This window comes from Streptomyces sp. NPDC001822 (genome assembly GCF_042892135.1).
Taxonomy (GTDB): domain Bacteria; phylum Actinomycetota; class Actinomycetes; order Streptomycetales; family Streptomycetaceae; genus Streptomyces.
The window spans coordinates 273,958-292,607 of record NZ_JBIATW010000003.1; the positions used below are offsets into that span (position 1 = coordinate 273,958).

The 18,650-nt window shown below is 72.1% G+C and carries 15 protein-coding genes; 11 read left to right on the plus strand and 4 right to left on the minus strand.

Annotated features, from left to right (window positions below):
* Positions 1–6 precede the first annotated feature (6 nt).
* Positions 7–1,317: an ABC transporter substrate-binding protein gene (locus tag ACFYY2_RS09270; RefSeq protein ID WP_388739245.1), complete on the minus strand. Its 1,311-nt coding sequence runs from the start codon at positions 1,315–1,317 to the stop codon at positions 7–9.
* Positions 1,314–2,501 (minus strand): ROK family protein, encoded by a 1,188-nt coding sequence (locus ACFYY2_RS09275; RefSeq protein WP_388739248.1) that lies wholly within the window; start codon positions 2,499–2,501, stop codon positions 1,314–1,316. Before ACFYY2_RS09275 ends, ACFYY2_RS09270 begins: the two co-directional genes overlap by 4 nt.
* Positions 2,502–2,681: 180 nt before the next feature.
* Between ACFYY2_RS09275 and ACFYY2_RS09280 the strand changes: the two genes are divergently transcribed.
* Positions 2,682–4,814, plus strand: coding sequence for an alpha-galactosidase (locus ACFYY2_RS09280; RefSeq protein WP_388739250.1), 2,133 nt, complete (start codon positions 2,682–2,684; stop codon positions 4,812–4,814).
* Positions 4,815–4,897: 83 nt separating this feature from the next.
* On the opposite strand, the gene ACFYY2_RS09285 is transcribed toward ACFYY2_RS09280, so the two are convergent.
* Complete coding sequence (locus ACFYY2_RS09285; RefSeq protein ID WP_388739254.1) at positions 4,898–8,335, minus strand: BTAD domain-containing putative transcriptional regulator; 3,438 nt, start codon at positions 8,333–8,335, stop codon at positions 4,898–4,900.
* 198 nt (positions 8,336–8,533) lie between these two features.
* On the opposite strand from ACFYY2_RS09285, the gene ACFYY2_RS09290 reads away from it, so the two are divergent.
* The 4 genes from ACFYY2_RS09290 (at position 8,534) to ACFYY2_RS09305 (ending at position 12,787) form a co-directional block, all read left to right on the plus strand.
* Positions 8,534–9,106 (plus strand): SDR family NAD(P)-dependent oxidoreductase, encoded by a 573-nt coding sequence (locus ACFYY2_RS09290; RefSeq protein WP_388739258.1) that lies wholly within the window; start codon positions 8,534–8,536, stop codon positions 9,104–9,106.
* 107 nt (positions 9,107–9,213) lie between these two features.
* A complete protein-coding gene (locus ACFYY2_RS09295) occupies positions 9,214–10,473 on the plus strand; it encodes an MFS transporter (RefSeq protein WP_388739263.1) in 1,260 nt (419 codons plus the stop codon).
* A 426-nt stretch (positions 10,474–10,899) separates the two neighbouring features.
* On the plus strand, positions 10,900–12,069 hold the full coding sequence (locus ACFYY2_RS09300; protein ID WP_388739266.1) for a transposase: 1,170 nt from the start codon (positions 10,900–10,902) through the stop codon (positions 12,067–12,069).
* A gap of 28 nt (positions 12,070–12,097) precedes the next feature.
* Complete coding sequence (locus tag ACFYY2_RS09305) at positions 12,098–12,787, plus strand: response regulator transcription factor (RefSeq protein WP_388739269.1); 690 nt, start codon at positions 12,098–12,100, stop codon at positions 12,785–12,787.
* A 126-nt stretch (positions 12,788–12,913) separates the two neighbouring features.
* Here ACFYY2_RS09305 and ACFYY2_RS09310 read toward each other — a convergent pair whose 3' ends face one another.
* Entirely contained in the window at positions 12,914–13,672 is a 759-nt protein-coding gene (locus ACFYY2_RS09310) for an arylmalonate decarboxylase (RefSeq protein ID WP_388739272.1), read from the minus strand.
* A gap of 280 nt (positions 13,673–13,952) precedes the next feature.
* On the opposite strand from ACFYY2_RS09310, the gene ACFYY2_RS09315 reads away from it, so the two are divergent.
* Genes ACFYY2_RS09315 through ACFYY2_RS09340 form a run of 6 tightly spaced genes read left to right on the plus strand, consistent with a single transcriptional unit; the run spans position 13,953 to position 18,634 of the window.
* Positions 13,953–15,110: an isopropylmalate synthase gene (locus ACFYY2_RS09315; RefSeq protein ID WP_388739274.1), complete on the plus strand. Its 1,158-nt coding sequence runs from the start codon at positions 13,953–13,955 to the stop codon at positions 15,108–15,110.
* Between the two features lie 43 nt (positions 15,111–15,153).
* Positions 15,154–15,339 (plus strand): lysine biosynthesis protein LysW, encoded by a 186-nt coding sequence (locus ACFYY2_RS09320; protein WP_388739277.1) that lies wholly within the window; start codon positions 15,154–15,156, stop codon positions 15,337–15,339.
* Position 15,340: 1 nt separating this feature from the next.
* Positions 15,341–16,195, plus strand: a complete 855-nt coding sequence (locus ACFYY2_RS09325; RefSeq protein WP_388739279.1) for a RimK family alpha-L-glutamate ligase — start codon at positions 15,341–15,343, stop codon at positions 16,193–16,195.
* Positions 16,192–17,247 (plus strand): N-acetyl-gamma-glutamyl-phosphate reductase, encoded by a 1,056-nt coding sequence (gene argC, locus ACFYY2_RS09330; protein ID WP_388739281.1) that lies wholly within the window; start codon positions 16,192–16,194, stop codon positions 17,245–17,247. Before ACFYY2_RS09325 ends, argC begins: the two co-directional genes overlap by 4 nt.
* Entirely contained in the window at positions 17,244–18,074 is an 831-nt protein-coding gene (locus ACFYY2_RS09335) for an acetylglutamate kinase (protein WP_388739283.1), read from the plus strand. Before argC ends, ACFYY2_RS09335 begins: the two co-directional genes overlap by 4 nt.
* A complete protein-coding gene (locus ACFYY2_RS09340; protein ID WP_388739286.1) occupies positions 18,071–18,634 on the plus strand; it encodes a type 1 glutamine amidotransferase in 564 nt (187 codons plus the stop codon). Before ACFYY2_RS09335 ends, ACFYY2_RS09340 begins: the two co-directional genes overlap by 4 nt.
* Positions 18,635–18,650: the final 16 nt, after the last annotated feature.

Consider the following 18,650-nt stretch of genomic DNA (forward strand, 5'->3'; position numbering starts at 1 on the left):
AGCGGATCAGCCGGAGAAGAAGCGGGCGCGCTGGGACTCGATCTTCTTCAGCGTCGCCGTCCCGTCGTCGGGGTGGCTGAGCCACTGCGTCAGCCCCGGCAGCACGACGGTGGAGATGAACCCCGGGTCGCTGTCGCGGTCGCTGAACTGGGTGATGTGCTTGGCCGCGCCGATCAGTTCGGCCGACTTCTTCTGCAGCGCGTTGTACTTGCTGGTGTCGGCCTTGCTGTGGACGGCGACGTTGCTCGGGTCCACACCCATGTAGATGTTCTCCGCCTCGGGGCTGCCGAGGAACTCGAGGAACTTGCGCGCCCCTTCGGGGTTCTTCGGGTCGCGGCTGAGCATGAAGCCGTCGGTGGGGGCCTCGACGCTGTCCATGCCGTGTGCCGGGTCGATCTCCGGGAACGGGAAGAAGTCGATGTCGTCGCGCAGCGCCGGGTCCGTGACCTGCTGGCCCAGGAAGAGGCCGATGACGGCCATGCCGGACTTCTTCTCCAGGAGCGACTGCGCCGCGTCCTGCCACGAGCGCCCACCGGCGCCCGGCTGGTAGTACGGGGCGATCTCACGCCACAGGTCCAGGACCCTGCTCATGCGCTTGTCGCTCCAGGCGACACTGCCGTGCATCAGGTCCATGTGGAAGTCGTAGCCGTTGGCGCGCAGGTTCAGGTAGTCGAAGGCGCCGAGGATGGACCAGCTGTCGCCGCCGCCGTAGCCGGACGCGATGGGCGAGAGCCCGTCCTTCTTCATCTGCTTAGCCAGCGCGACGAACTGCGACCAGGTGGCCGGCGCCGTGTAACCGCGCTCCTTGAAGACGCTCTTGCGGTAGAAGACGGCCCACGGGTAGTTGTACAGCGGGACGAAGTAGTACTTGCCGTCGGTGCCCTTGGAGAGCTGCTTGGCCGCCTCGCTGTACCCGGACCCGATGGTCTCCCACACGTCGTCGACGGGGCCGGCCAGCTTCTTCTCCGCGAAGTACTGCATGCGGTAGCCGGCGAACCAGGTGAACGTGTCGTCCGGGGTGCCCTGCAGGTAACTCGAGATGCTCTTCTGGAAGGTGTCGTGATCGACCGTGTTGGTCTTGACCTTCAGCTCGGTCTTCCCGGTGAAGGCCTTGGTCACCGCGGCGTAGGCCTTCTTGGGTGTGGCGTCGGCACCGTTGGACCCGAACGTCACGCTCTTCGTGTCACCGGCGGGAGGACCGCCGCAGGCCGCGAGGGCGGGCCCGGCGAGGGCGGCTGCTCCCACTCCCATCATCCCGTTGACGACGCTGCGTCGTCTCGGACCGCCGGCGGCGGGTATGCGGCTCTGCTGCGTCATCGCTTCTCCTGGATGGTGTCTGACCCTGTGAAGGTCTGGATCGCGGTGGCCGCGGCCCCGCGCGCCCACTCCTCGAACGGCAGCGGACGTGTGACCACGTCGCACTGATCGGCTGTACTGAAAGCGGTCGCGGAGAACGCTTCCTTGATCTGGGCGGCGAACAGGTCGTACGCCGCGAGTCCTTCGCCCGAGATGATCACGCGCTCCGGGCCCAGCAGGTTGACCACCGTGCCGATCGCCCGGCCGATCGCCGCGCCGGCGTCCGCGTACGCCGCACGGGCCTCGGGATTGCCGCCGTGCGCCAGTTCGAGCGCCTGCGCCGGACCGGTGACCGGCTCGCCCGTGTCGTTTCTGATGCGCTGCACGATGGCCCGGTCGGAGGCGATCGCCTCGACGCAGCCCTGGTTGCCGCAGTGGCACAGCGGCCCCCGGGGATCGATGGGCAGATGCCCGATCTCCCCGGCGATGCCGTGCGCCCCCGAGACGACCCGGCCGTTGACCACCAGGCCGCAGCCGATGCCGGCGCCGACGGTGACCAGGGCGAAGTCGGACAGCCCCACTCCGGCGCCGAACCACTGCTCGGCGACCGTCAGCGCGCGTACGTCGTTGTCGACCGTGGTGGGCAGCCCGGTGGCCGCCGCCGCGAGGTCGGCGAGCGCGATGTCACGCCAGTCCAGGAAGGGCGAGTAGCGGACGACTCCCGCAGACCGGTCCACATCCCCGGACATGGCGATCGCGAGCCCCTGGACGGACACGCCGAAACCCTCGGCCTCCGTCCGCAGCTCCGCCGTCAGTTCCGTGATCACGGCGATCACCGACTCGGGCTCCCGGCCGGTGAGCGGCACATGGCGTGCCAGCCGGATACGGCAGCACAGGTCCGCCAGGACCGCGATCACCTCGTCGGCCGTCACCTTCACACCGATGAACAGCGCCCTGCCGCCGTCCACACGGACCGGATTGGCCGGCCGTCCGACCGCCGGCGGAGCGCTGTCGTCGACGGCCTCGACGAAGTAGCCCGCTGCCATGAGCGGGCGTACGGCCTTGGTGACCGCGGCCGAGGAGAGGCCGGTGCGCCGGGAGAGCTCCACACGGGAGAGCGGACCCTGCGAGAGCACGGTGGTGAAGATCAGGGACGCGGCGGGAGTAGCCGCCGGAAACGCCTCCACCTGGTCGGTCGTTGACATGGCCGGAAACGTAGGTGACTTAATTTCCTCTGTCAATAAAGAAAGCAGGAGTCCTGCGAAACAGGAGTTGATCAGCCCTGTTTCGAGCAAAAGTTGCTCGTGAGCTGACACTTGACAACGGATCGAAGGCCGGATTGGCTACCAGCCGTCACAGTGCTGCCCCCGAACGTGAGGACGTCCATGCCCCAGATCTCCTACGCCCCGGACGTCCGCCTGTGGTTGCTCAACACCCCGCACACCTCGTACGCGGTGCGGATCGACGGCACGGGCGCACCCTGCCACGTGGCCTGGGGCGGCAGGCTGACCCTGGACGAGGCGCGGGAGATCGCCGCCCGGCCGCAGGCGCTCGACCGCGAGGTCAGCAGCTTCGAGGGCCGCCCGCCGGTCGGCGAGGAACTGCCCGTCGCCGGCGGAGCGCGCTACGGAGTGCCGTCACTGCAGGTCCGGTTCGCCGACGGCACACGCGCGGTCGAGTGGATGCCCGTCCGCCACGACATCCGCGAAAATCCTGACGGGTCAGCGGAGTTGGACCTCGTCTTCCGCGACCGCCATTACCGGTTCGGCATCGTGCTGCACTACCGGGTGCACGGGGACAGCGACGTGATCGAGCGCTGGACCTCCCTGCTCAACACCGGCACGGACGACATCGTCCTGCTGCGCGCCGACTCGGCCGCATGGACCCTGCCGCCGCGCGACGACCACCGCATCAGCCACGTCACGGGCGCGTGGGCCGCGGAGACCCAACTCCGGCGCGAGAACCTGCCGTTCGGCGAGACCGTCCTGACCAGCCGACGCGGGATCACCAGCCACCACACGAACCCGTGGGTCATGCTGGACGGCGGCGACGCGAGTGAGGACCACGGCGAGGTGTGGAGCGCCGCCCTCGCCTGGAGCGGCAGCTGGCGCATCACGGCCCAGCGCACCTCCGACGGCCGGGCAGGCTTCACCGGAGGCGCGGGACACGACTCGACGGCCCTGCGTCTGGCACCCGGCGAGACCCACACCACTCCCCGCTTCGCGGGGCTCCGCACCGAGGGCGGCTTCGGTGCCGCGAGCCGCGCGTGGCACGCCTACACCCGTGCACACGTCGTGCCGCACCCGGACGAGACGCGTCCCGTGCTCTACAACTCCTGGGAAGCCACCGGCTTCGACATCGACGAGAAGCGCCAGATGGCCCTCGCGGCACGGGCTGCCGAACTGGGCGCCGAACTCTACGTCATGGACGACGGCTGGTTCGGCGCCCGGCGCAGCGACCGGGCCGGCCTCGGCGACTGGACCCCGTCCCCCGAGCGCTTTCCGAACGGCCTCGGCCCGCTGGTCGACGAGGTGCACCGCCTCGGCATGCTCTTCGGCCTCTGGGTCGAACCGGAGATGGTCAACGCCGACAGCGACCTCTACCGTGCCCACCCCGACTGGGTCCTGCACTTCCCGCACCGCACCCGGACCGAGCTGCGCAACCAGCTCGTGCTCAACTTCGCCCGGGACGACGTCGCCGACTGGGCGTACACGTGGCTCACGGCGCTGGTCGCCGACCACGGCATCGACTTCCTCAAGTGGGACATGAACCGGGCGTTCAGCGAGGCGGGCCCGTCCGGCCCCGACGGCGACGACCGCCTGTGGAGCGCATACGTCCACAACCTCTACGGCGTCATCGACCGGCTGCGCGCCGACCACCCGCGGCTCCGCATCGAGGCGTGTAGCGGCGGTGGCGGCCGGGTGGACCTCGGGATCCTCTCCCGCACCGATCAGGTGTGGCCCTCGGACAACACCGACGCGGCCGACCGCATCGGGATCCAGCACGGCTACAGCCAGCTCTATCCCGCGTCGACCATGGCCGCGTGGGTCACCGACGTACCCAACGAGCTCACGGCGCGCACGGTGCCACTGGCGTTCCGGTTCCACGTGGCGACCGCCGGGCTCCTCGCCGTCGGCGGTGACCTCACCCGGTGGTCGGACGAGGAGATCGCCGAAGGCGCCGGATTCGTCCGCGCCTACAAGCAGGTCCGTCATCTGGTGCAGCACGGCGTCCAGCACAGGCTGCGGACCCCCCTGGACGACGGGTCCACGGTGGTGCAGTACTCCTCGCCCGACCGTGCGGAGGCCCTGGTGCTCGCGTGGCAGCGGACGCCGCGCCGGGGCCGGCCCGAATTCCCCGTGCATCTCGCCGGTCTCGACCCGGCGGCGGTCTACCGGGACGTGGCCACCGGAGTGACGCACCACGCGACGGTGCTGATGGAGCACGGGCTGCCGCTCGAACTGCCGGCGGGGGACTGGACGAGCACGGCGATCCACCTGATGCGCGTGTCCCCCTGACGGGCGTCCGCCCGGGGCGCATCCCTGCCCCGGGCGGACGGACCCGGAGAGGCCCGCCCGTCGGCCGCGGGAGGCCCGTCCCGTCAGCCGCGGATGTCCCGACGCGGTGCGAGCGCCGCACGGCCCCGGCGGACCGCCTCCCCGGCCGTCAGCCGGGTGCCGCGGTCGAACGCCTCGGTGTACGGGGCGGCGCCGAGCGCGGCCCGTGCCGAAGCGGTGATCCGGTCGACGTCGGCGCGTTCGGCGGGCGGCAGAGGGGCACCGGCCCGCCGTCGGGCGGTCGCCGCCGCGCCCAGGAGGAGGGCGGCGCAGCCGGGGGCGGACCCGGGGCCGGGCAGGGCCGCCGCACCGGCGAGACCCTCCAGGGAGAGCGCCAGGGCGCGGGGTTCGGCCAGGACACGGGCGATCTCCAGCCCCGCCAGATGGTGATTGGCCGCGCCGCGCGCGTCGCCCCGCAGCTCGGCGAGGAATCCGAGCTCGGCCAGGAGCAGATGGTCGCCCGCCCGGGACGACACCTCGGCGTAGCCGTCGCGGATGTCCGAGAGGTGGGCCTCGGCCGCGTCGAGATCGCCGGAGCGGCGCGCGCCGAGCGCGAGGCCCATTCCGGAGTGGATCTCGCCGTACTTGTAGCCCTGTTCCGCCGCGATCCGCCGCGCCTGTTCGTGCAGGTCACGTGCGCGGTCCCAGTCGCGGGCGAGCAGTGCGAGCCGGCCGAGACCGGAGAGCCGCGCGGACACCTCCGCTTCCAGGCCGAGCTCCCGTGCCATCCGCAGCCCTTCGTGCTGGCGGCGCTCCGCGTCCTCGTACGCACCCTTGATCTCGGCGAGCGCTGCGAGCGGGGAGACTGTCTGCAACTCGCCCCATCGGTCGCCCAGTTCGCGGAAGAGCCGGGCGCTGCGCAGCCCGTCGTGGCCGAGCCCGTCGAGGTCGCCGCAGACCAGCGCGAGGGTCGCGCGCAGGCCGAGGGCGGCGGCGGTGCCCCACTGATCATGTGCGGTGGCGAACAGCGAGAGGGCGTGGGCGTTCAGCTCGTCGCCCTCGGCCGTGTCACCCGCGCTGAACAGGCCGTACGCGCAGAGCCACACCGCACGGGCACGGCGCACCGGATCGGGGACGCCGTCCCCGACGGCCCTGACGCGACTTCCCGCGGTGCGGCCCTCCGCCCCGGCGCACACGCCCGCGGCCGCGTGATCTCCCGTGAGCAGCGCGAAAGCGGTGTGCAGAAGGACGAGTTCGGCGGGGGCGTCCACGCCGGAGACCGCGGTACGCACCGAATCAAGGCTGCGGCGGGCCTCGGTGAGACGGCCCCGCAGCAGCCACCACCACGCCAGCGCGGTGACCAGCCGTACCGCCTCCTCCGGGTCGCCCGCCCCCGCGCGCCGCACCGCCTCGTCGAGCGCCGTACGCAGGTTGCCGGCCTCGGCGTCCAGCCGGGCCAGCCACGGTCGTTGCCCGGCTCCGCGCAACCGCGGTTCGGCGTGTTCGGCCAGTGCCCGGTAGTGGCGCAGATGCCTGTCCCGGACGGCGGTGAAGTCCTCCATCTCGTGGAGCTGCTCCGTCGCGTACGCGGCGACGGACTCCAGGAGTCGGTAGCGCGGACCGGCGGGACCGTCCACGACGACCACCAGGGACCGGTCGACCAGCCGGGTGACGAGGTCGAGCACCTCCTCCCGGGTGACGCCGTCGCCCGCGCAGACCGCCTCGGCAGCGTCCAGGTCGCAGCCGTCGCTGTGCGCGGCCAGCCGGCGCAGGACGATGCGTTCGGGTGCGGTGAGCAGCTCCCAGCTCCAGTCGATCACCGCCCGCAGCGTCTGCTGACGCACCGGTGCGCCGCGCTGCCCGAAGGTCAGCACCCGGAAGCGGTCGTTGAGCCGTGCGGCGAGCCCTCGCACCCCCAGCGCCCGCACCCGGGTGGCGGCGAGTTCCAGGGCGAGCGGGATGCCGTCGAGGCGGCGGCAGATCTCGGCGACGGCGGTGCGCTCCGACTCGTCCGGTGCCTCCGGGTCGCGCGGGAAACCGGGGGCCGCCGCGGCCGCGCGCTCCATGAACATCCGGACGGCGTCCGCGGGCGGCAGCGGCTCGACGAGGAACACCGCCTCACCCGCCAGACCGAGCGGCTGCTGCCCGGTGGCCAGGACGCGCAGGCCTGGGGCGGTCCGCAGGAGCAGATCGGTGAGTCCGGCGGCGGCGTCGACGACGTGCTCGCAGTTGTCCAGGACGAGGAGGGTGCGTCGGTCTCGCAGGGCTGCGGCGAGGCGATGCGGCAGGGAGGGCACGGGGGTCCCGGTGCCCGGCAGCGAGCGCGGGGTGTCGTCCCGGATGCCCAGCGCGGCGGCGACGACCTGAGCCAGGTCGGCGGGGGTGCCGGAGCGGACGCCGGAGAACTCCACGAGCCATGTCCCGTCCGCCAGTTCACCGTCACGGGCGCCGTCCCGTCCGTCGGTGGCCGCCGCCACGGCCAGCCGGGTCTTGCCGACGCCGCCGGGGCCCGTGAGGGTCACCAGCCGTCTCTCCGCGAGCAGCCGCGAGAGCTGGTCGAGGGCCTGCCGGCGGCCGATGAGGGGGGTGAGCGGAACCGGCAGGTTCGACCGGGAGCCGGGCCCGGGCCCGTGGTCCGGGCCACCCGTCGCCGGGGTGTCGGATCCCGTCGGGTCACCGGGGGCGCCCGGGATGCCGGAGGCGGTCGCGGCGCCGATGCCCGCCGTGGTGCGGAGGGCACCGTCGCCCACGGTGCTGACGACGTCCACCGCCGGTGCACGGCCCGGTGACACCGTCCCGGAGACCGAGCTCAGCTCCGGGTCCTGCCGGAGTACCGCCGCGTGCAGAGCCGCCAGTTCGGGGCTGGGATCGATCCCCAGCTCCTCGACGAGCCGGGACCGCAGATCGTCGTACGACGCGAGCGCCTCGTTCTGGCGGCCCGTCGCGTACAGGGCCTTCATCTGGACGGCGCGCAGGCGTTCCCGCAACGGGTGGCGCGCCACGAGGTCGGCGAGTTCCCCGGCGAGCAGCGTGTGGTCCCGCGCCTCCAGGCGCGCCTCCGCCTGGTCCTCCCGCACGGAAACCCGCTGTTCGGCGAGGCGCTGCGCGGCGCCCCGCACGAGTCCGCCGTCCGCGAAGTCCGCGTACGCCGGCCCGCGCCACAGCTCCAGTGCCTCGGTGAGCAGCACGGCCCTGGTCCGGGGGTCCCGCACGACGCGCGCCTCGGTCGCCAGGGCGCGGAACCGTACGGCGTCCACCTCGTCGTCGCCGTCGAGCCGCAGCCGGTAGCCGGGCGGCTGCCGCACCACCCGGTCCCTGCCGATGACGCGGCGCAACTGGGAGACCTTGGCCTGCAACGCGGCCCTGGGGTTCCCGGGAGACGCGTCGTCCCACAGGTCCTGGATCAGACGGTCGGCGGAGACCGGCCCCTCGTCGTTCGCGAGGAGGTCCGCCAACAGGGCCCGGACCTTGGCCTCGGGGACTCTGACTTCCCGCCCGTCGCCGTCCCACACCATCAGTGGCCCGAGCACCCCAAACCGCATGGGGCCACCGTACATGTCCGGGGATGCGCCGCCCGGCCGCTCCTTCGCAGGTCTTCGGCGCGGGAGACAGCGCAGTCGCCCGGCCGGCCGGGGACCCGAAGTTTTCCGGAAGGTTCCCCGAAGCGCGCGGGCGCAGAGTCGTCGTGTGGGGGGCACCGCCCACCTGCGAGAACGGGCACCCCGGAGGGAGCGGCATCCATGACCAAGTACGCGCGCAGGAACGCCGTCGTCGTCGAGGGCGCGACCGGCATCGGCCTGGCCATCGCCAAGCGTCTCGTGGAGGGCGGGGCCGCGGTCGTGCTCACGGCCCGTACCGCGCACGGGCGCGCCCACGCGGTGGCCGAACTGGGCCCGTCCGCCCGGGTCGTGGCTCCGTCCGAGGTCGAATCCGCCCTCGCCGCACAGGCGCGCACCGGCCCCGGAGACACGGTGGAGGGCGGCGTCGACCTCCTCTTCTCCGACGCCGTTCCCACGGCCCGGCGTCTGCTGCCGCACCTCAGGGACGGCAGCGCGATCGTGCTGACCGCCCCCACCCCGTGCCCGGACGCGGTGAAGGCGTTCGCCGCCGAACTCGTCTCCCGGGGCATCCGTGTCAACGCGGTGGCCCCGGGCTGTATCGAGGCACCGGGCGCCGGCGCCGCACCCCTGCCTCCGCTGGGCCGCCTCGGCGCCGCGGAGGAGGTGGCCCGTGCCGCGCTCTTCCTGGCCACGGAGGCGACCTTCACCACGGGGGTCCGTCTCCCGGTCGACGGGGGCCTCGGCTCCCCGTGAACCGGCCGGCGCGGACGCCTCGCCGACGAGCCGCCGCACGCCTCCCGCACCGTCCCCACACCCTCGACGCCCCACCCGTCCCTTCCGGAAGACCTGGAGCACACGCCATGAGCACCGCACCCGACACGGCGCCCGCCGCCGCGACGGCACCGGACCCGACGAGCGGAGGCGAGGCACGGCAGAGGCTGCCGCTGTTCGCCCTGCTGGCCTTGGCCACCGCCGTTTTCATCACCAGCCTCACCGAGACCCTTCCCGCCGGTCTGCTCCCCGCGATGAGCCAGGACCTGCGGGTGAGCGAGTCCGCGACCGGACAGACCGTCACGGTCTACGCGATCGGCACCGCCCTGACCGCGATCCCGCTGACCGCGGCCACCGCGGGCTGGCGGCGCAAGAAGCTGCTGCTCACCGCGATGGGCGGCTTCGCCGTCGCCAACACCGTGACGGCCGTGTCGACCGTGTACGAGCTCACGATGGCGGCGCGCTTCGTCGCGGGTGTCGCGGCCGGCCTCGCGTGGGCCCTGCTCGCCGGCTACGCGCGGCGCATGGCGCCCGCCCACCTCCAGGGCAAGGCGATGGCCATCGCCATGGCGGGCATCCCCGTCGCGCTCTCCCTCGGCGTGCCCGCCGGCACCTTCCTCGGCGACTGGCTCGGCTGGAGCGTGGCCTTCCTGGCGATGACGGCCCTCACCGTGCTGCTCCTCGTGTGGATCGCCGCGGCCGTACCGGACTTCCCCGGACAGGGGCGCGGCGAACGGCCGAAGATGCTGCCCACCCTGCGGGTGCCGGGAGTGACCCCGGTCCTCTTCGTCACGCTCGTGTTCGTCCTGGCGCACACCATCCTGTACGCGTACATCGCCACGTATCTCGACGACATCGGCCTCGGCGGCAGTACCGGCTTGCTGCTGCTCGTCTTCGGTGCCGCGTCGCTGGCGAGCATCTGGATCGTCGGCGCGCAGATCAACCGCAGGCTGCGTGGGCTCACCGTCGGCGGTGCCCTGCTGGTGGCGCTCGCCGCCGCCCTCCTGGCCCTGCTCTCGGACACCACCGCGCTCGTCTACGTCGCCGCGGTGCTGTGGGGTCTGGGCTGGGGCGGCGTGCCCACGTTGCTCCAGACCGCCGCCGGTGACGCGGGGGGCGAGTCCGCCGACTCGGCACAGGCGATGCTCGTCACGCTCTGGAACGTCGCCATGGCAGGGGGCGGCATCGTGGGTGGCGTCCTGCTCGACGTGGTCGGCAGCACCTCCTTCCCCTGGACGGTCCTCCTGCTCCTGCTCCCGGTGCTGGCGGTCGTCCTGTACGCCCGCAGGGCGGGCTTCCCGTCGCGGCGGCCGGTTACGGGGACCGAGGTCGTGGACCCGGTGGCCTGAGGTGCCCCACGCGTGACGGAGACCGCCGCGGATGACCACCCGTCACCCGGCGGTCCCCGTCCCCGCGCCACCGCTCGCCTCCGGGCGGGCGGACGGCTCGGTACCGTGGCGTACGTGGTCATGTTCATGATTTGTTAATATTCCTCCTGAGATGTCCGCGCGGTTGCTCCGGTACAGGTGGAGCCGGGTCCTCCTCCTGCCGATCCCGACCGGGCGGGTCCCGTCGAGGGCCGTTTGCGCAGGTCATCCCGTGAACGTGCAAAGTAGACGGGCTGCCCGGGCAAACGGCGTCCAGGGCGGTACTTTCACCTCGTACGTATGTGCCATGCATCCGCTCGGATGCCGGCGGTGACGGGTGTCGAGGGGGAGTGGCGTCAGATGTCGTCAGGTGGGGTACGCGCGGGGGTGCCGGGCGATGGCGCACGCATGCAGACCTTCGTCGACGAGGTCTTCGGCGTCTTCAAGCGGCCCGAGCAGCGCCGTTGGGCTCAGGTGTACCTCTGGGCGCTGATCCACGTGTCCGGAAAGAAGACGCCGCGTCGCGTCGCGCTGGCGAACCCTCTGCCCCCTGCCGCGGCACGGGGTCTGCACCGCTTCATCAACGCCAGTCCGTGGAACTGGGTCCCGGTTCGCCGGCGGCTCGCCGGGCTGGTGGCCGCGCGCACCGCCCCGCGCGCCTGGACCGTCGCCGAACTCATCATCCCCAAACGCGGTGAGCACTCGGCGGGCGTGCACCTGCGCACCGACGCGGCGACCGGACGCACCGTCAACTGCCAGCGCGCACTGGGGCTCTTCCTCTCCTCCGGTGCGGAGAGCTACCCGGTCGACTGGGGCCTGGTGCTCGGGGGAGTGTGGGACTCGGACCGGGAGCGCAGGCGTCGTGCGCGCATCCCCGGTGCGGAGGCCGGGCACACCGCCGCCGACCACGTCCTCCGGTACGCCGCCGAAGTGGCGGCGCAGCCCCACCTCCCGCGTCTTCCCTGGGTGCTCGACCTCACCCGGTGCGACGACGTCGCCGGAGTCCTCGCAGGTCTGGCCCGGTTGCGGGCCGACGTCGTGTGCGAGGTCGCCCCGGACCAACAGGTGCTCACGGGAGGCCACCCGGCCGTCGTGACCACGGTCGGCGCCCTCATGCGGGGGCCGCGATCCCGCCAGACGCACGTGCTTCTCCGGCAGGACCCCGACGGCGGCATCAGGGCAGTCCCGGTCCACACGCATACCGGGACGGTGGAGCTGTCGCGCCCCGGCGGCGACGACGCGGGCGTGCGCCCCTACCGCACCGTGGAGCGGCCCGATCCCGACGGCCGGCAGTCCGCGCGGTACTGGCTCACGACACTCGCCGACCACCGGGCGGAGGAGATCCTCCAGCTCGCCCGCGGCCACGCCGCGGCGCTCTCGGCGGTGAGCGTGCTCGGCCGGCGGTTCGGGGTCCTCGACTTCGAGGGCCGCTCCTTCCCCGGCTGGCACCACCACATGACGATGGCCTCGGCTGCCTACGTCTACCAACTCCTGTTCGGCGACCGCGTCGAACCCGCACCACCACCACCACCACCGGTCCCCCTTCCTGCCGAGGCGCTGACCGGTGCCCGGAACTGACGTGAGGCCGAGGAGTGAGGACGGGGCAGTGAGACAAGTACTCGTCGTGGAGCAGAACACCGAAGCCGCCGCCGCCAGGGTGAGCGACCTCCGGCGGCAGGGATTCACCGCTCGCAGCGTCGGCACGGGGCGGTGGGCCCTGCGGGAGCACACCGAGGCAGATCTGGTGCTCTTCTCCCTGGAACTCCCGGATATCGACGGCCTGGAACTCTGCCGGTCCCTGCGGAAAAGCGGCGACACGGCCCTGATGGCCGTCACCGACGCCGACGACGAACTCGGCCGGGTCCTCGCACTGAATGCCGGTGCCGACGACTGTGTCGTGAAAACCTGGGGATTCAGAGAGGTCGGGGCCCGCATAGAAGCGGTACTGCGTCGTGCGCAGCCCCGGCAGATGCTTCCGGCCGCTATTTCCCTGCGCCACCTCCACATCGATCCACGCCTTCGGGACGTACGTCTTCACGACCGGCTGGTCGGCGTCACGTCGAAGGAATTCGAATTGCTCTACACCCTGGCCGCCACCCCGGAAACGGTCGTGACGCGAAAGGAACTGATGGCCCGGGTCTGGGGCAGCGACTGGGGACACACCAGCCGCACCATTGACACGCATGTCAGCAGCCTGAGGGCCAAGCTCGGCAACAGCGGCTGGATCATCACGGTCCGCGGAGTCGGCTACCGCATGGGGTACGCCTGGCGCATGCCCGAGTCGTCGGCCGGCTGAGCGCATCCCGGGCGGGGCTCCGGAAGAGAGGAGGGGACGACGCGCCCCCGTGCCCCGCCCGAGAGACACGCCCACCGTGGCCGCAGGCCGCCCCCGGACCGGCCGCCCAGCGGCGCCCGCACCCCGTCACACGGGAGCGCGCTCCAGCCGTCGCAGCAGCGGGTGGCGCGCCCCACCGGTGACTCCCGCCATCCGTCGGGCCCACCACGCCGACGCCAGGTTCGACGTCAGCAGCGTGCGGCGCGGCTCCCGCCGGGCCAGTTCCGCGAGGGCGGCGAGCGTGCCCATGCCCGTACCCGTGAACAGGAGAGCGGTGTCGGGGGGCAGCTCCCGCTCCCGTATGCGCCGCAGGATCGTCGTGGTCGTCACCGCGTACGGATCGTAGAGCGGGCCGCCGTCCGCGTCCGTGCCCGCGTCCACCGGTACGAGCACCACGCCGTCGACCGTCAGGCCGGCCTGCTCCCAGAACGCGTGGGAGGCGTCCGTGAGCCACGGCTGGTACGGAGAGACGAGAGTCAGGCGGGACACCCCCAGCGCCGCGCAGGCCGCGAGGATCGCCTGCGTGGAGGACCGCACGGGGGAGCCCGCGTGTGCGGACAGTTCGTCGCAGAAGGCCCGGTCGCCGTCCGGGCCCAGCAGATAGTGCGACGCGCTGCACGCCACCACCGTCGCGTCCAGGCGCAGGGCCCCGAAACTGCCGAGCAGCTCCGGCAGCACCTCGTTGTACGTCTCCAGCATCGCTCTGAGCCCGGCACCCGGAGTCACCGGGAACCGGGAGGTGTACACGTTCATCGCGTCGCCGAGCAAGTGGTGGAACTCGGGTTCCGCCGTGGGATTCTCCGGGGGAACGACGACCCCCAGCCGGGGCAGTGGGAAAAGGTCCATGTCCGCACCGTAGGGCGCGGGTCGCGGAGACTATTCCCGTTCGGCCGACAATTTGCGCCCCCGCACACCCGTCTGGCATTCCCTTTCCTTCTTGACATTCCTTGACACTCCATCACAGAAATCTGACCCGGCGGCCGTTGCTCTTTCGGGGCGGGGGGGCGAAGGATGTTGATCGGCGGTCAGCGCCGCTGGAGCACCCCGGATTCCGGCCCCACAGACCTTTCGGGAACGCAGGCCCTTTCGGGAACGCGGACCCTTTCGGAAACAAGGAGAGAACGAGATGGCAGCAGCACAAGGCCCCGGGACACCGGAGGGGCTGCCCCGCATATCCGACGCGACACTGCGCGACTCCGCACACATGGCAGGAGTGGAGTTCGGCCCCGAGGACGCCGCCGCCATCGCGGACCTGCTGGTGGCCACGGGCGTCGAGCTGGTCGAGGTGGGCATGGTCTCCGGCCCCGGCTCCAAGGACGCCGACCTGGTCCTCGCCACCCACGAGGCCGTCGGTCCCGAGCGCAGCATGACCCTCCTCGTCGTACGCGACCGCCGACAGGTCGCGCGAGCCCTCGACGAGGCCGAGCGCCTGGGCGTGCGCCACATCATGTACTCCATCCCCACCTCCGAGCAGCACGCGCGGCTGAAGCTCGACTCGGACAGCCCCAAGTTCCTCCAGGCACTGGCCCGTTCGGCGATATCCCAGGCCAAGGAGCGCGGCTTCCACGTCACGTTCAGCGGTGAGGACGGCGCCCGCACCCCCAAGGAGCGGCTGGTCCCCTACGTCGAGGCGGGTTTCGCGGCGGGGGCCGACCGGTTCAGGCTCGCGGAGACCGTCGCGTTCCTCTCTCCCTGGCGGATGCAGGAGGTGATCGAGGACATCGTCGCCATCGACGGTTCCGAGATCGAGATCCACTCGCACAACATGCTGGGCATGGCCGTCGCCAACTCCCTCGCCGCCGTGCGCGCCGGCGCCCGGTGGATCTCGGCGACCGTCGGCGGGATCGGTGAGCGAGGTGGCAACGCCCCGCTGGCCGAGCTGCTCACCTCGCTCCGCGTCATCCACGGTGACACCCGCTTCGACCTGACCCACCTCACCGAACTGTCGAGGATCGCCCTGAGGGGCGCGGGTCTCGGAGACGCCTTCCAGTCCGGACCGACCACCCCGCACGCCTTCGCGTACGAGCTCCCCGGCCAGTTGAGCCATCCGGAGGCGTACGAGACGCTGCCGGCCGAGCTCGTCGGCAACAGCCGGGAGCTGCGGGTCCGCGGCCGCCTGACGACGCCTCTGGTCGCCTGGGCCCTCGCCGGCTCGGACCTGCGGGTCGACGTCGAGGCCTTCACCGCCTGGCTGATGGAACGTCAGGAGGAGGAGGGCCGCCCGCTGCTGGACCGGGACGCGATCCGCAAGGCCGCCATCGACTTCCGTCCCGCGCACGCCTGAAGCCCGGAACCACGATCCCCGCACACCCAAACGGAGTTGAACCATGTCCACCGCCACCCTGACCGGCGTATGCCCCGAGTGCGAGACCGACCTGACCGTGCCCCCGGTCACCGAGGGCGAGACCCTCTCGTGCCCCGAGTGCATCCTGACCCTCCGCGTCGAGGCCGTCGAGGACGGCCGGCTGACGCTGGAGATGGTCGAGGTGCAACTCCGCGACTGGGGGCAGTGACATGGGCCGACTCCGCGCCGTCGCCCTCGTCGCCGACCGGGTCGCCTGGGAGGAACGCCTCCTGATCGAGGCGGCCCCGGCCTTCGGCCTCCGTATCGACTGGATCAACGACGAGTCCCTCTCCCTCGGCCACCCCGACGCCCCGTCCGTCAAGGGGTACGACACCCTGCTGATCCGCAGCCGCAGCTACACCCGCGGCGGGCTCATCGCCACGCTGGCCGAGGCGGCCGGCATCCCCACGCTGAACACCGCCCGGGCCATCCACGCCTGCGAGAACAAGGCCGCTCTGCGCGCCCTCCTGCACTCCGCCGGTGTGCCGGTGCCCGACCACCGGCTCGTGCTGTCCCGCAAGGACTTCGACAAGGCGCTCGCCGACCTGCCACTGCCCCTCGTCCTCAAGCCCGTCTTCGGCGGCATGGGCAAGCGGGTCACACTGATCCGGCACGCCGACACCGCGCACTCCGTGTACGACTACATCGAGGACCTGGCCCACGCCTTCGAGCAGGCCAGCGTCGTGGAGCCTTACCTGGGCGGCAGCTCGGTGCGGTGCCTCGTCGTCGGCCGCGAGCTGATCGGGGCTGCGGAGTTCGAGAGCGGCGGGAGCGACTGGCGCAACAACGCCGCGCTCGGCAACACGAACCGCCCGGTCGCCCACGACCCCGACGTACTCAAGATCGTCGACGCCGTGGTGGACGTGCTCGGGCCCGGGATCTACGGCATCGACCTCTTCGGCACCCCCGACGGCTACGTCGTCAACGAGGTCAACCACGCCCCCGGCTTCCGGGCCGTGGCCACCGCCACCGGAGCCGACATCCCCTCGGCCATCGGCCGCCACGTGCAGGAGCTGCTCGTATGATCCGCGCAGGAATCGTCGGTGCCTCCGGGCTCGCCGGCGGCGAACTCATCCGGCTCATCACCCAGCACCCCGGCCTGGAGCTGACGTTCCTGGGCGGCTCGTCCAGCATCGGCAGGCGCCCCTCCGAGCTCCACCCCGGCCTGCGCATCCATCAGAACCTGACCGTGCGACCGGTCACCGAGCACGTCGCGGACGAGGTCGACGTCCTCTTCCTGGCCACTCCCGCGGCGGTCTCGGCCGAACTGGCCTCGCTGTTCGCCGACCGGATTCCGGCCGTCGTCGACCTCAGCGGCGCCTTCCGCATCCGTACCCCGCACCTGCACGACCGCTGGTACCCCAAGGTCGAGCGGCGCACCGACCTGGCGGACCGCTTCGTCTACGGCGTGCCCGAACTGGTCGGCGACCAGCTCAGGGACGCCTCGCTCATCTCGCTGCCCGGCTGCTACGCCACCGCGATCACCCTGGGCCTTGCCCCGCTCACGCTCGGCCTCGGGCTCGAACTGAAGACGGTGGTGGTGGACGGCAAGAGCGGGTCCAGCGGCGGCGGGCTCCAGTTGCGCACCTCCGACCTGCACCCGTTCAGATCCGGTGCCATCGCCCCGTACTCCCCGACCGGGCACCGGCACGCCGCCGAGGTCGCCGACTTCCTGGAGCGGAGCAAGCCCGGAACGGTCGGCAACCTGTCGATGTCTGCGTACGGCGTCTCCCACGTGCGCGGGCTGCTGACCTCCTCGTACGTCTTCACCGACGAGAAGGTGGACCAGCGCGAGCTGTCACGGGCCTATCTGCGCTTCTACAAGGGGCACCCGTTCGTGCGGGTGCGACGGCACGACGAGACGCTCGTCCCGGTGCCCGACCCGCAGGTCGTGCTCGGCTCCAACTTCGCCGACGTGACGGTCCTGCACGACGAGGAGGGTGGCCGGATCGTCGTGCTCGCCGCGCTCGACAACCTCGTCAAGGGCGCCGCCGGCCAGGCCGTGCAAGCCGTGAACCTGCGGTTCGGCCTGCCTGAGGAGACCGGACTGACGCAGCAGCCGGTGATGCCGGCATGAGCGCACAGCACCCCGCGCCCACGGTGGTGAAGCTCGGCGGGAGCTGCCTGGACGAGCTCGACGGCGACTGGTGGGACGACCTCGCCCGCCACGCCAGGGACCGCTCCCTGGTGCTGGTCCACGGCTGGTCCAAGCCGCTCAGGAGACTCAGCGCCCGGTACGGCGAACCGTCGGCGATCCTCCGCGACCGCTACGGCAACCAGAGCCGGTGGACGACCCCCGAGGTCATCGACGACATCAAGGCCGTCAGCGCCGAACTGGCCGAGGTGGTCCTGGGGCGGCTGGAGGCCCGCGGCGTCACCACCGAGCGGCTGCTCGGCAGCGACGGCCTCGTGAGCGCCGGCGAGGGCGAGCGCTGGTGGTGGCGGGAGAAGCGACTCGTCGAACTGGACAACCTCGTCGGCCCGATCACCGGGGTGGACGTCTCACCCCTGAAGCACATCCGGCCCGGCCACGCCTGCCTCCTCACCCCGCTGGCGCGGAACGCGGCCGGCCAGGAGGTCAACACCGACGCCGACCGGGCCGCGGCCGCGATCGCCGGAGCCACCGGCGCGACCGACCTCGTCCTCGTCACCGACGTCGCCCACCTCCTGATCGACGGGGAGCCGGTCCGCCGGATCGGCCGCCGGGAAGCGGCCGCCTTCCGCGACATGGGCGCGAAGGGCGGCATGCGCAAGAAGCTGCGGGCCGCGGGGGAGGCCCTGGACCAGGGCGTGGAACGGGTCGTCATCGGCAGCGCAGCGGTCACGGAACTGCTGGCCGGACGCACCGGCACGGTCATCACCGACGCGCAGGCACCCACCCACACCTCAGGAGCGAGCGCATGACGCGACCCCGCGTACTGGTCGTCAACAACGGAACGCTGTCCCTCCGGCAGCTCCAGTCCCGCTTCGAGGCGCTGGGGTCACGGACCGAGGCGACCGACGCCCGGTCGGTGCCCGCACGGGTGGACGGCCGCTACCAGGCGATCGTGCTGAGCGGCACGAAGGTACGCGCCTACGACCGCGAGTACTACAAGCCGCTCATCGACCTCGTCACCCGTGCGGACGTCCCGGTGTTCGGCATTTGCGGCGGTCTGCAGATCCTCGGTGTCGCCGCCGGCGGACACCTCGAAGAGGGGCCGCAGCGGGTCGGCGGATACGAGGCACAGGTCGACACGGAGGAGCCGCTCTTCACCTATGTGAAGCCGACGGTCACCGTCTTCCACCGGCACACCCTCTACCTCCGCGAGGCCCCGGCCGGCTACCGCACCATCGGCCGCTCCGCACACGCGCCGGTCGAGTTCCTCCGCTCCGACGACGGCCGGATCTTCGGCTCGCAGGCCCATCTGGAGTTCCGCAAGGACGGCCTGGAGATCCTGCGGGGCTTCGCCCAGCTCTACCGGTGATCCGAACCCCCGCCAC

Bases quoted from the DNA above. Each gene is read 5' to 3' on its own strand.
- ACFYY2_RS09270 (WP_388739245.1), bottom strand. From the start codon at position 1,317: ATGACGCAGCAGAGCCGCATACCCGCCGCCGGCGGTCCGAGACGACGC.
- ACFYY2_RS09275 (WP_388739248.1), bottom strand. From the start codon at position 2,501: ATGTCAACGACCGACCAGGTGGAGGCGTTTCCGGCGGCTACTCCCGCC.
- ACFYY2_RS09280 (WP_388739250.1), top strand. From the start codon at position 2,682: ATGCCCCAGATCTCCTACGCCCCGGACGTCCGCCTGTGGTTGCTCAAC.
- ACFYY2_RS09285 (WP_388739254.1), bottom strand. From the start codon at position 8,335: ATGCGGTTTGGGGTGCTCGGGCCACTGATGGTGTGGGACGGCGACGGG.
- ACFYY2_RS09290 (WP_388739258.1), top strand. From the start codon at position 8,534: ATGACCAAGTACGCGCGCAGGAACGCCGTCGTCGTCGAGGGCGCGACC.
- ACFYY2_RS09295 (WP_388739263.1), top strand. From the start codon at position 9,214: ATGAGCACCGCACCCGACACGGCGCCCGCCGCCGCGACGGCACCGGAC.
- ACFYY2_RS09300 (WP_388739266.1), top strand. From the start codon at position 10,900: ATGCAGACCTTCGTCGACGAGGTCTTCGGCGTCTTCAAGCGGCCCGAG.
- ACFYY2_RS09310 (WP_388739272.1), bottom strand. From the start codon at position 13,672: ATGGACCTTTTCCCACTGCCCCGGCTGGGGGTCGTCGTTCCCCCGGAG.
- ACFYY2_RS09315 (WP_388739274.1), top strand. From the start codon at position 13,953: ATGGCAGCAGCACAAGGCCCCGGGACACCGGAGGGGCTGCCCCGCATA.
- ACFYY2_RS09320 (WP_388739277.1), top strand. From the start codon at position 15,154: ATGTCCACCGCCACCCTGACCGGCGTATGCCCCGAGTGCGAGACCGAC.
- ACFYY2_RS09325 (WP_388739279.1), top strand. From the start codon at position 15,341: ATGGGCCGACTCCGCGCCGTCGCCCTCGTCGCCGACCGGGTCGCCTGG.
- argC (WP_388739281.1), top strand. From the start codon at position 16,192: ATGATCCGCGCAGGAATCGTCGGTGCCTCCGGGCTCGCCGGCGGCGAA.
- ACFYY2_RS09335 (WP_388739283.1), top strand. From the start codon at position 17,244: ATGAGCGCACAGCACCCCGCGCCCACGGTGGTGAAGCTCGGCGGGAGC.
- ACFYY2_RS09340 (WP_388739286.1), top strand. From the start codon at position 18,071: ATGACGCGACCCCGCGTACTGGTCGTCAACAACGGAACGCTGTCCCTC.